A 12,229-nucleotide genomic window follows, 5' to 3' on the forward strand; every position below is an offset into this window, starting at 1 on the left:
CCCCGACCCGGTCCCGCCCGGCCCCGAGCCCGACCCGGTCCCGCCGACCCCGGCGCCGAGCCCGGCCCCGCCTCCGGGCCGGCCCTAGAACCTCCCGGTCGGCCCTACAGCCTCCGGGCCGTCCGGGTCGGCTCTAGAACTGCCGGAGGCGCCGGGGGCCCAGCTCCGTGCGCGGGCCCAGCGGACGTTCCAGGCGGAGAGCGACGTCGCGCACCGCGACGCCGGACACGTCCGCCATGACCGGGTTCAGTTCGAGCCGCGCCACCTCCGGCAGGTCGTACCCGAGCCGCGAGACCCGCAGCAGCAGCTCCTCCAGCGCCGCGACGTCCACCGGCTGCGCGCCGCGATGGCCGAGCAGCAGCGGCGCCGTCCGGATCGCCCGGATCAGCTCCGCGGCCTCCACGTCGGTGAGGGGCCCCAGGCGGTAGGCGCGGTCGTCGAGCAGGGCGGCGGTCTCGTCGGCGAGGCCGAACGAGACGACTGCGCCGAACGACGGGTCCTCCATGGTCACGACCCGGGTCGGCACTCCCCCGGCGGCGGCGTCCGCGGAGATCGAGATGCCGTAGCAGCCGAGCAGCTCGGCGGCCTGCTCCGGCGTCGCCTCCACCGGGTCGCCCGAACCGAGCCATCCCTCGACCAGGGCCCGCGCGCGCTTGCGGTCCGTTCCATCCAGCTCCGGCAGGCGGCCTGCGGGGGTCCGTCGCCATTGCGCGTACTGAATCACGTAGGCCAGGGCCCGGACGGCGTCCTCCGGCGCGGCATAGGACGGCACCGAGCCCTCCGCCGCCGTCCCGTCCGGCCCGGTGATCCGCAGGTCGGCCGGCATGCCCTCCGACCCCAGGTACGTCGCCACGATCGGCTTGCTGCCGCCCGCCGCCAGCCGCAGGATCTTCTGCGGGACGCGCACGTCGTACCCGCCGATCGTGGGCGGCGTGAACAGCGCCACGATCGCGTCCACGGAGTCGTCGGCCAGCGCGCCCGCCAGCGCCGCCTCGTAGTCGTCGGCGTCGGCGCGCGGCCCGAGGTCGACGCGCGGGCGGACCTCCAGGCCCAGCGCGACCGCCGCGTCCTGCGCCAGCAGCCCCAGCGAGTCCGAGTTGTCGATGATCGCGATCCGGTCGCCGGACGGCAGCGGCTGGTAGGCCAGCAGCTGCGCCACGTCGAACAGCTCCGCCAGGTCCTCCACCCGGATCAGGCCCGCCTGCTGGAACAGCGCGCTCACCGCGTGGTCGGGCAGCGTCAGCGCGCGCGCCGCGTGCCCGATCGGGACGCCCTGCGTGCTGCGGCCGCTCTTCACCGCCACGATCGGCTTGCGGCGGCCCAGCCTGCGCGCCAGCCGCGCGAACTTGCGCGGATTCCCCAACGACTCCAGATAGAGCAGGACGGCCTTGGTCGCCGGGTCCTCCTCCCAGTACTGCATCAGGTCGTTGCCGGACACGTCCGCCCGGTTCCCCGCCGACACGAACGTCGACAGCCCGAGGCCGCGCTCCGCCGTCCGCTGCAGGATCGCGATGCCGAGCGCACCCGACTGGGAGAAGAAGCCCACCGGGCCACGGCCCGGCATGGTCGGCGCCAGCGTCGCGTTCAGCCGCACGTCCGGGTCCGTGTTGGCGATGCCGAGGCAGTTAGGGCCGACCACCCGCATCCCATAGGCGCGGGCCAGCCGCACCAGCTCCTCCTGGTCCGCGCGTCCCTCCGGGCCCGTCTCACCGAACCCCGACGACACGACGACCAGCCCCCGCACGCCCTTCCCCGCGCACTGCTCCACGACCTCGCGGACCGCGTCCGCGCGGACCGCGACCACCGCCAGGTCCACATCGTCGGGAATGTCCAGGACGGACGCGTAGGCCCGCACCCCCGCCACCGCCGTCGCCGTCGGATGCACCGGGTACACCGGCCCGCTGAAGTCCCCGCTCAGCAGGTTCCGCAGGACGGTCTGCCCCACGCTGTGCTCCGCGCGGCTCGCCCCCACCACCGCGACCGACGACGGGAACAGCAGCCGCTGGATCGACCGCGACTCCGCCCGGTGCTCGCGCGCCGCCATCACCTCCACCGACGTCTCCGTCGGCTCCAGGTCCAGGACGAGCTCGATCACGCCCTCCTCGAACCGCTGCTCCGCCTGGTAGCCCGCCTCGCGGAACACCCGCGTCATCCGCCGGTTGTCCGGCAGCACGCTCGCCACGAACCGGCGCACGCCCCGCTCCCGCGCCGCCGCCGCGATGTGCTCCAGCAGCACCGCGCCCAGCCCCCGCCCCTGATGGGCGTCCTCCACCAGGAACGCGACCTCCGCCGTCTCCGGCCGGTCGCTCAGCATGTCGTACCGGACGACCGCGACCATCTCCTCGCCGATCGTGGCGATCAGCGCGACACGCCGGTCATAGTCCACTCCCGTGAAGTGCTCGACCTCACGGTCCGTGAGGTACGGGCGCGGCGAGAAGAACCGGTAGTAGATCGACTCCGGCGACAGCCGCGCGTAGAAGACCCGCAGGAGATCGGCGTCCTCGCTCCGGATGGGCCGCAGATGCGCCGTCCCGCCGTCACTCAGGACGACGTCGGCCTCCCACTGATCCGGATAACCCTCGGTCACGTACCCGAGCGTAAGGCACGCGGCGCCGGCGGCACGCTGAGGAAAAACCCGGGTTCCCGGGTTTCGCTGCGCGTTCGAGACCTAATCGGGGGCCGAGAGCTGTTACGGTCGTTCCACGCCCTGAATGCCGCTCGCGCGGGCCGTGTTGATCGAGGTGATGACTCCATGACGCGCGTGGTCGTGGTCGGCGATCTCATGACAGACACCGTGGCTCGTGCCGCGTACCCTTTGGCGAAGGGCAGCGACACGCCCGCCGCCGTGACGACCCATGGAGGAGGCTCGGGCGCCAACGTCGCGTCCTGGCTCGCCCTGGAGGGGATCGAGGTCGCCTTCGTCGGCCGCCGCGGCTCCGACATCGCCGGCCGCAACCGGGACATGGAGCTGATGGGGTACGGCGTCGACGCCCGCCTCGTCATGGACCAGGAGCGCCCCACCGGGACCTGCGTGGTCATGGTCACCCACAAGGGCGACCGCACCATGCTGTCCGACCCGGGCGCCAACGCCGCCCTCCTCCCCGAGGACGTCGAGCGCTGCAAGGACCTGTTCTCGCAGGGCACCCACCTGCACATGTCCGGCTACTCGCTGATCAACGAGGGCTCGCGGAAGGCCGCCATCCACGCCCTCGAGCTCGCCCGCCAGGCGCAGATGTCGGTGTCGGTCGACGGCGGCTCGTCCTCCCCGCTCAAGCGGATGGGCGCCGAGCCGTTCCTGGAGTGGACGCAGGGCGCCCGCCTCCTGGTGGTCACCGCCAAGGAGGCCGAGATCCTCACCGGCCGCGAGAACCCGGCCGCCGCCGCCAAGGTGCTCACGGCCTGGTACCCGCAGGTCGTCATCAAGGTCGGCGAGGACGGCGCGCTCTGGTACACCAACGGCCGGCCCGAGCCCGTCACGGTCGCCGCCGAGCCGGTCGAGAAGGTCGTCGACGGCACCGGTGCCGGCGACGCGTTCATCGCCGGGTTCCTGCCGCCCTGGCTGGACGGCAAGCAGCCCGCCGACGCGCTCACCGCCGGCTGCCGCCTCGCCGCCCAGGCCACCCAGCACCTCGGCGCCCGCCCGTCCCTCGACGTGGTCGACAACCAGATCAAGTAGCGCGGACGGCTCTGCGCCCCCGGTTCAGGCCAGGGGCGTGTAGGTGCGGACGTCCTCGCGGACGGCGGCCCAGAGACGGTTCAGCGGGTGCCCGGCGTCGTAGCGCTCCAGATCGGCGCGCCGGACGAACGCGCCGGTCATCAGCTCGGCCTTCGGCTCCAGGTCGTCGTGCAGGCCGATGGCGCGCAGCGGGACGGCGTCCGGATCGTCGCGTCCCGCCATCCCCCGCCCGATCGAGCCGGTGACGATCATGCAGCCGCGGACGAAGCCGGAGCGCAGCAGCGACAGCCCGTAGTGGACGTCGTCGATGTCGGCGACGACGTTCAGCCGGTCCCGGAACGCGGGGCCGTACCAGGTGGCCAGCAGGTCGGCGACCAGGCCGGCGGGCGGCAGCACCAGCGGGACGCCGCCGAGCCGGCTGGTGCGGACCGGCCCGTCGGGCAGCTCGCTCTCCGGCAGGTTGGTCAGCAGCAGCGCCTGCCCGCGCGCGTACTCGATGACCTCGTACTCCTTCAGCCGCTGGTCGCCCTCCGGCGTGCTGACGATGCTGCCGCACACCAGGTCGACCTGCTTGGTCTCCAGCCGGGACCACAGGTCCTTCGTGCGGACGTGCGCGACCTTGAACTCGACCTCCCGCTGGCGGAACTCCTCCGACACCCGCGCCCAGGCGCGCGACACGATCGGCAGCGTGAACTCGGTGGTGCCGACCGTCAGCATCCGGCCGAGCCGGCGGCGGCTCCAGTGGATCGACTCCAGCCAGTTCTCGATGGTGGTCCGCGCCAGCTCCACCGTCGTCTCGCCCGTCGGGGTGAACAGGAAGTCCTTCCCGCGTCCCTGCCGGACGGTCAGCACCTCCCCGCACAGCGCCTGGCTGTTGCGGTTGAGGGTGTCGAGCTGCTTCTGGACGCTGGACTGCTCCCGCCCGAGCGCCCGCGCGGCGCGCAGAGCGGACCCCGTCTCGTGCACCACCAGCAGCGTGCGGAGCTGGTCGAACGTGGTGTCCAGCAGGCCGGGAGGGCAGTCGAGCAGCGCGTCGAGGGTCGATGACACGGGGAGGGACATTACTACCTGCTCCTTCGTCCCGCTGAAATGGCCGTCCGTTCATTTGAGCGGGAAATGATGACATTTCCCGCTCAACTTATCTCAAGATGTTCCCTCAAACAGCTGGACAGGGTTTTCTGACCTCTAGAACACTTTCTTCCCGTCGCCACCCGTACCCGAGGAAGCAGATCCGTGACGCCGACCGCCCCCGCGCACCCCGTCCCGCCGACCCGCGGCGGGCCGCCGGAGAAGATCGCCATGCCGGTGCTGCCGTCGGCGGTCCCGGCGCAGCCGGGCGACCTGCTCGTCTACTCGGCCGTACAGGCCGGGCGGCACCAGCCTCGCCCCTCGGGCGACCCCGAGGGCCTGGGGGTTCTCCCTTAGAGGCCGTCCTTGACCCCGGTTCGCCGCGGCTCTTCTCCGCCGCGGCGCCCGGACCGGTCACCGGTCCGTGCGCGGGGCCGCGCGCACGGGCCGGTCCACCGCTCCGCCCGCGCCTACAGGGGCGCGCGGGCGGCGCTCGCGGTCACGGCCGGGCCGCTCCCGCCCCCCACAGGCCCGGCCGCCCGAGAGCCACCCCCTGAACCCACCGCATAGCCCGGCCGCCGACAGCACCGCAGGTGGTGAACATGGCCGGTCGGCGGCGGCGTAGGTGAGGGCGGCGAGGTTCCCCGGCCGGGGACGGCGCAGGGTGCCGCGTACATGCTCGTCGGCGCGGCCGTGGTGCGCCGGGCGGCACAGCGAGCAGCACATGGCGTGATCGACGCGCGGAACGGGAGCGCGGACGCGGCACGGCAAGCCGCCCCGACACGGCAAGTAAGCAAGACCCGACGCGGCGAGCAGCACGTGACGCGATCGGCGCACGACCGGGCACGCATGCGCACCGCGAACGGGGCGCAGCACGGCAAGCGAGCACGGCGCGGCATGGCGAGCAGCACATCGGCGCAGGCACGGCACGGCGAGCAGCAAGTGGCGCGATCGGCGCACGATCGGGGCGCCGGTGGAGCATGAACGGGAGTCGGCCCGCATGCGGCGCGGCACGGCAAGCGGCACGCGGCAAGCGGCACGGCAAGCGGCACGGCAAGCAGCGCGGCGAGCGGGGCGGCGAGCGGGGCGCGGCGAGCGGGGCGGGGGCTGGGTGGCGGGAGGGGCGTGGGATGTTCGGGGTTGCTGGGGAACAGGACACGTGTCGTCCGGCTTGCCATGTACGCCGGCGGTGAGCGCCCGAGGCGGGCGCGCCCATAGGACCGAAGGAGAGAGCCGCGATGCGTGCTGTCATATTCGCCGAGTACGGCGTCCCGTCCGTCTTGAAGGTCGTGGAGACCGGCCTGCCGGAGCCCGGGCCCGGGCAGGTGCGGGTGGCCGTCCGGGCCGCCGGGGTGAACCCGATCGACGTCAAGGTCCGCTCGGGGTCCATGTCGGGCGGCAAGCCGCTGGCGGCGCCCCGCTCCCTGGGCTCGGAGGTCTCCGGGGTCGTGGACGCCGTGGGAGACGGGGTCGCGGACGTGGCGGTGGGCGACCCCGTCGCGGGGTGGCCCGTCGGCGGCGGGTACGCCGAGTACGCGCTGATGTCCGTCTACGCGAGGAAACCGGACGCGCTGACCTGGGAGCAGGCCGCGGTGCTGCCCGTGGCGGGCGAGGCCGCGCTGCGGTCGCTGCGCGCGCTCAAGACGCGCCGGGGAGAGACATTGCTGATCAACGGCGCGTCCGGCGCCGTGGGCGCCCTCGCGACGCAGATCGCCGTGGCCGACGGCGTCACGGTCGTCGGTACGGCGGGCCCGGCGAACCTGGACCGCGTGCGGTCGTTGGGCGCGGCAGCCACCGCGTACGGCCCCGGCCTGGCCGACCGGGTCCGTGAACTGGCGCCGCAGGGAGTGGACGGAGTCTTGGACGCGGCCGGGCACGGGGCCCTTCCGGACGCGATCGCGCTGCGTGGCGGCGTGGACCGCGTCGTGACGATCGCCGACCCCGCCGCCTTCGACCTCGGCGTCCCGTTCCTGTCGGGCGGCCCGGAGGACCAGACGGCGGAGGTGCTGCGCACGCTGCTGGAGGCGGCGGCGCAGGGGCGGATCACTCCGCCCGCCGCGCACGGCATGGCGCTCGATCAGGCCGTGCAGGCGCACGAGCAGGTGGAGAAGGGCGGCGCGGGGAAGATCGTCCTGCTTCCCTGACGCGCCTCTCGACGTGGGCCCTTCGGCGGGCACGGGCCCTGGTCCGCCGCGGGGCGACCGGGTCAGTTGGGGGTGGCCAGCGTGAGCGGGAGGATCGCCTGGGCGCCCGCCTCTTTCAGCAGGCGGGCGGCGACGGTCATGGTCCATCCGGTCTCGATTCGGTCGTCGATCAGGAGAAGGGGCCCGGCCGCCTCCTTCGCGGCGATGGCGACGGGGTCGGGCAGCGTCAGCGAGGTCCAGACCGAGCGGAGGCGCTGCGCGCTGTTGTGCCGGCGCGGGACGGGCTCGCCGACGGGGACGAGTTCGCCGAGGTAGGGCAGGCGGCCGATCTCGGCGATGCGGTGGCCGAAGGTGGTGACGAGGCGGGGCCGGGAACGCGAACCGATCGTGACGACGCCGGCGGGGCGGGCGGGCCAGTCCCAGGCGGCGAGGACCTTGACGACCGCGTCGACCATGTCGGCGGGGACGTCGGTGTCGCCGCCGGCGAACAGTTCGCGGAGCCGGTTGCCCCAGCCGATGTCGGTGAGGCGGCCGAGGGCGCGTCCCGTCTCGGCCTGCAGGTCGGGTTTGATGCGGCCGGAGACGCCGAGGTCGTCCTTGACGCCGGTGGGCCACATGCGGCGCGGGGCGACGTCGACGCCGGGCCGGTGCAGGCGGTCGCGGGCCTGGGTGGCGCCCTCGGCGGTGACGTCGGCGGGCCAGTGCTCGCCGGTGCAGTTGTCGCAGCGTCCGCAGGGCGCCGCGGCGGGATCGTCCAGCTGCCTGCGGAGGAACTCCTCGCGGCAGTCCGCCGTCACGATGTAGTCGAGCATGGCCTGCTGCTCGCGGCGGCGCTCGGCCGTGACGCGCTCGTAGCGCTCGCGGTCGTAGGCCCACGGGAGGCCCGTGGACGTCCAGCCGCCCTTGACGCGGCGGACCGCGCCGTCGACGTCGAGGACCTTCAGCATCATCTCCAGGCGGTTGCGGCTGAGGTCGACCTGGGGTTCCAGCGCGCCGGTCGACAGGGGGCGGTCGGCCGCGTCCAGGACCTCCAGGGTGGACCGGACCACAGGCTCCGGCGGGAACGCGAGGCCGGCGAAGTAGGCCCAGATCTCGCGGTCCTCGCGGCCGGGGAGCAGGATCACCTCGGCGCGGTCGACGCCGCGCCCGGCGCGCCCGATCTGCTGGTAGTAGGCGACCGGGGACTGCGGCGCGCCGACGTGGACGATGAAGCCGAGGTCGGGTTTGTCGAAGCCCATCCCGAGGGCGCTGGTGGCGACGAGGGCCTTCAGCCGGTTGGCCTGGAGGTCCTGCTCGGCCTGGAGCCGCTCGGCGGGCTCGGTCTGGCCGGTGTAGACGGCGACCTCGTGGCCGCGGTCGCGGAGGTAGCCGGTGATCTCGTGGGCGGCGGCGACGGTGAGGGTGTAGATGATGCCCGAGCCCGGCAGCGACGCGAGGTGCTCGCCGAGCCAGGCGATGCGCTGCTCGGCGGTGGGCACGGCGACGACGGCGAGGCGGAGCGAGTCGCGTTCGAGCGGCCCCCGCAGGACAAGGGCGTCGTCGCCGGCGAGCTGCTCGGCGACGTCCTGGGTGACGCGGGCGTTGGCGGTGGCGGTGGTGGCGAGGACGGGTATGCCGGGCGGGAGCTCGGCGAGCAGGGTGCGGAGGCGGCGGTAGTCGGGGCGGAAGTCGTGCCCCCAGTCGGAGATGCAGTGCGCCTCGTCGACGACGACGAGGCCGGCGCCGGCGGCCAGCCGCGGCAGGACCAGGTCGCGGAAGTCGGGGTTGTTGAGCCGTTCGGGGCTGACCAGCAGGACGTCGACCTCGCCGGCCTCGACCTCGGCGAAGATCCGCTGCCAGTCCTCGGTGTTGGCGGAGTTGATCGTGCGGGCGTGGATGCCGGCCCGGTCGGCGGCCTCGATCTGGTTGCGCATCAGCGCCAGCAGCGGTGAGACGATCACGGTGGGGCCGGCGCCGCGCTCGCGCAGCAGCCGCGTCGCCACGAAGTAGACGGCGGACTTGCCCCACCCGGTGCGCTGCACGACGAGGGCGCGGCGCCGTTCGACGACGAGGGCGCGGATGGCCGTCCACTGGTCGTCGCGGAGCCGGGCGTGCTCTCCGGCGAGGGCGCGCAGGCACCGCTCGGCATCGTCGCGGAGTCCGTCGGGAGTGCTCATGCCCCCTTTGGTACCAGCGGCGGCCGAGCGGTCGCACCAGAACGACGTTCTGTGGATAACCCGCCGGGCCGACCCACCGGTGACGCTCAGTGCCGCCATGGGTAGCCTGCGTGGAAGATCGGTTTCATGGCGGAAGGACAGCGGCGGGGGATGGGCGCGGCGGAACGCTTGCGGCGGACGTGGCATGTCCTGTGGGACGGATCTCCGCCGGAGCCCCCCGAGGACGAGCCGAGCGAGGTCGTCGATCCGCGTGCGGTGGACCTCGTCCTGCGCGTAGGCGAGCTCCTTCTGGCCAGCGGCGAGACCACCGAGCGCGTGAACGAGGCGATGCTGGGCCTCGCGGTCGCCTATGAGCTTCCGCGCTGCGAGGTGCAGGTGACGCTCACCAGCATCCTGGTGTCCGCCCACCCCGGTAAGGGCGCGCCACCGGTGACCGGGTCGCGGGCCATCCGCCGCCGTACGCCCGCCTACTGGCGCCTCACCGGACTGCACGCCCTCGTACAGGAGGCGTCCATCGGAATGCTGGAGCTGGACGAGGCCCACAAGCAGCTCGCGGAGATGAAGCGGGGGCGCGGCCCGTACCCGCCGTGGCTCATCGTCGCGTCGCTGGGGCTGATCGCCGCCTCGGCCAGTGTGCTGTCGGGCGGTGGTCCGCTGGTCGCGGGGACGGCGTTCGTCGCCACCCTGCTGGGCGACCGGACCGCCGCCGCCCTCGCCCGGCGCGGCATCGCGGAGTTCTTCCAGCTGACGGTGGCCGCCGCCATCGGCGCCGCGGGCGCCGCCATCGTGGTCGCGGCGGGCAACCCGCAGCACGCCTCGACCATCGTCACCGGCGCGATCCTTGCGCTGCTACCGGGACGGCCCCTGGTGGCCAGCATCCAGGACGGCATCACCGGCGACCTCGTCAGCGCGGCCGCGCGCGGGCTCGAGGTCTTCTTCATGATCGCGGCCATCGTCGCGGGCCTCGGCGCGGTGGTGTACATAGCGGTGAACCTGAACGTGCCGATCGACGTGAGCCACCTGCCCACGGCCCCGGTGACGCTGAAGCCCGTACAGCTGATGGCCGCTGCCGCCGTGTCGGTGACGTTCGCGGTGTCGCTGGCGGCGCCGCGGGACGTGCTCCTGGCGTCCGCCCTCGGCGGCGCGCTGATCTGGACGATCTACGTGCTGCTCCGGGGATGGAACGTTCCGCCCGTGCTGGCCTCGGCGATGGCGGCGATCGTCGTCGGTGTGCTGGCGAACTGGCTGGCCCGCCGGCACGGGGCGCCCGTGATGCCGTACGTGGTGCCGGCCATCGGCCCCCTGCTGCCGGGGACGGCGCTCTACCGCGGCATGGTGGAGCTGAACACGGGATCCCCGCAGTCGGGTGTGCTGAGCCTCATCGGCGCCCTGTCGGTGGCCCTGGCGCTGGGCGCCGGCGTCAACCTCGGTGGCGAGCTCGTGCGCGCGTTCCAGCGCGTCGGGCTCACCGCGGGGGGCCGCTGGGCGCGTCCGGCGGCGCGCCGGACGCGCGGCTTCTGACCGCCCGACGCGGGGGCGCTTCCAACCGCTCGACGCGGGGCTTCCGACCGCCCGAGGCGTGGCGCTTCCGACCGCCCGGCGTTGCACGCCTCCCGAAACTGTCGGTGGCGGACGTTACCTTCGCGGCATGTACCGACAGGGAGACATCCTGATCCTGCCCGTGCCGGAGGACGAGGTACCGCAGTCCGTGCGGGACCTGCCGCCGTCCCCGAGGGACGGCCGGGGGCGCATGGTGCTGGCGCTGGGCGAGGCCACCGGCCACGCGCACGCGCTCACGGCGCCGGGTTCGCTGCTGCGGGTCCCCGACCCGCTGGCGCCCGACCACCTGCACCTGCCGTCCGGTGGCCGCCTCGTACACGAGGAGCACGCGGCGATAACGCTGCCGAAGGGTTGGTACAGGGTGATCCGGCAGCGCGAGTACGTGCCGGGCGCCGTCCGGGTCGTGGCGGACTGAGGGGCTACGCAGATGGTCACCGAGATGCGGCGCGAGACCCACTACGTGGTCGGCGACTGGCAGGCCGACGCTTTCCGCACCGACCCGGCGGACCGTGCGCGCGCCGAGGCGGGTGTGGCCGCCGCTTACGCGGCCGCCGGCTTGCCCGCGCCCGAGCGGTTCGTGTGGGTGCCCTCCCCCGCGCGCGGGGCCGTCGCGGCCGCCGTGCTGGGCGGGCATGAAGCGGCGTTGCGGAAGGCGGGCCTGGACGACCTGCTCGCGCAGGCCCACGCGGACCTCGGCGAAGGCCCGGCGGGGGCGAGCGTCCTGGCGGACGTGCGGACCCGCCCGTGGGAGACCGAACGCACCGCGGCCTGCTCCGAACAGGGGCCGGAGCAGTGGCCGCGGACGTGGGGCGAGACCGGCGGCCTCCTGTGGAACCAGGTCCAGTCACTGGTCACCCGCGTGCGCAGCGCTATCGGCGAGCAGGCGCAGGGCCGGTCTGCCAGGGCGGGGAACCCGCTGCCGACGCCGGAGGAGAACGCCGCCGAGGGGATCCTGCGCGCCGCGACGCTCGACGCCGTCCTGGGGCAGCACGACGCGCCGTGGCTGGCGCTGTTCGAGTCGGTGGGCCGGCTCGATGGGCCTTTGGCCGGCCTCGCCGAGGTGGCCCGTTCGTCCGGCTGGTGGTGGCCCTACGAGCGGCTGGTCATCATGTCGGAGCGTCCCTGCGAACTGCACCGCGACGAACCGGGGCGACTGCATCGCGGAGACGGCCCGGCCCTCGCCTACCCCGACGGGTTCTCGCTGCACGCCTGGCGGGGCATGCCGATCCCGCCCGATTTCGTGGCCTCGCTCACCGGCCTCACGGCCGACCGCATCTCCGCCGAGGAGAACGCGGAGCTGCGCCGGGTGATGCTGGAGATCTTCGGCTACGACCGCTACCTGGCGGAGACGGGCGCGCGCCCCCTGCACCAGGACGAGACCGGCGTGCTGTGGTCCATCGACCTGCCCGGGGACGAGCCCGTCGTCATGGTCGAGGTGGTCAACTCCACGCCCGAACCGGACGGCACGCACCGCACCTACTACCTGCGGGTCCCGCCGTCCACACGCACCGCGCGCGCGGGCGTCGCGTGGACGTTCGGCGTCGACGAGGCCGACTACCGACCGCAGAAGCAGACCTGAGCCTCCGGACGGCGGCCTCCTGCGCGCGCGCCCGTACCGTCCGTCC

Annotated in this window: 9 protein-coding genes; 6 read left to right on the forward strand and 3 right to left on the reverse strand. The window is 73.9% G+C overall.

All coding sequences use genetic code 11. From position 1 onward, the window contains the following. Positions 1-133 precede the first annotated feature (133 nt). Positions 134-2,587, reverse strand: coding sequence for a bifunctional acetate--CoA ligase family protein/GNAT family N-acetyltransferase (locus F9B16_RS13260; protein ID WP_151540340.1), 2,454 nt, complete (start codon positions 2,585-2,587; stop codon positions 134-136). A 165-nt stretch (positions 2,588-2,752) separates the two neighbouring features. On the opposite strand from F9B16_RS13260, the gene F9B16_RS13265 reads away from it, so the two are divergent. After that, the gene (locus F9B16_RS13265; RefSeq protein ID WP_151540341.1) at positions 2,753-3,676 is read left to right on the forward strand and encodes a carbohydrate kinase family protein; all 924 of its coding nucleotides are present in this window, start codon (positions 2,753-2,755) and stop codon (positions 3,674-3,676) included. Between the two features lie 24 nt (positions 3,677-3,700). Here F9B16_RS13265 and F9B16_RS13270 read toward each other — a convergent pair whose 3' ends face one another. After that, complete coding sequence (locus F9B16_RS13270; RefSeq protein ID WP_151540342.1) at positions 3,701-4,738, reverse strand: LysR family transcriptional regulator; 1,038 nt, start codon at positions 4,736-4,738, stop codon at positions 3,701-3,703. Between the two features lie 171 nt (positions 4,739-4,909). Between F9B16_RS13270 and F9B16_RS13275 the strand changes: the two genes are divergently transcribed. Both F9B16_RS13275 and F9B16_RS13280 read left to right on the forward strand, forming a co-directional pair. After that, positions 4,910-5,101: a hypothetical protein gene (locus F9B16_RS13275; protein WP_151540343.1), complete on the forward strand. Its 192-nt coding sequence runs from the start codon at positions 4,910-4,912 to the stop codon at positions 5,099-5,101. An 881-nt stretch (positions 5,102-5,982) separates the two neighbouring features. After that, positions 5,983-6,888 carry an NADP-dependent oxidoreductase gene (locus tag F9B16_RS13280; protein ID WP_151540344.1) on the forward strand — a complete coding sequence of 302 codons (906 nt, stop codon included), beginning with the start codon at positions 5,983-5,985 and terminating at the stop codon, positions 6,886-6,888. Positions 6,889-6,950: 62 nt separating this feature from the next. Here F9B16_RS13280 and F9B16_RS13285 read toward each other — a convergent pair whose 3' ends face one another. Next, positions 6,951-9,044, reverse strand: coding sequence for a RecQ family ATP-dependent DNA helicase (locus F9B16_RS13285; protein ID WP_151540345.1), 2,094 nt, complete (start codon positions 9,042-9,044; stop codon positions 6,951-6,953). Between the two features lie 126 nt (positions 9,045-9,170). On the opposite strand from F9B16_RS13285, the gene F9B16_RS13290 reads away from it, so the two are divergent. The 3 genes from F9B16_RS13290 (at position 9,171) to F9B16_RS13300 (ending at position 12,183) form a co-directional block, all read left to right on the forward strand. Then, positions 9,171-10,565, forward strand: coding sequence for a threonine/serine exporter family protein (locus tag F9B16_RS13290; protein WP_225991600.1), 1,395 nt, complete (start codon positions 9,171-9,173; stop codon positions 10,563-10,565). Positions 10,566-10,692: 127 nt separating this feature from the next. After that, positions 10,693-11,019 (forward strand): hypothetical protein, encoded by a 327-nt coding sequence (locus F9B16_RS13295; RefSeq protein ID WP_151540346.1) that lies wholly within the window; start codon positions 10,693-10,695, stop codon positions 11,017-11,019. A gap of 12 nt (positions 11,020-11,031) precedes the next feature. Then, complete coding sequence (locus tag F9B16_RS13300; RefSeq protein WP_225991601.1) at positions 11,032-12,183, forward strand: DUF6745 domain-containing protein; 1,152 nt, start codon at positions 11,032-11,034, stop codon at positions 12,181-12,183. The last annotated feature ends 46 nt before the right edge of the window (positions 12,184-12,229 follow it).

It is taken from the genome of Actinomadura montaniterrae, assembly GCF_008923365.1.
In the GTDB taxonomy this organism is placed as follows: Bacteria; Actinomycetota; Actinomycetes; order Streptosporangiales; family Streptosporangiaceae; genus Spirillospora; species Spirillospora montaniterrae.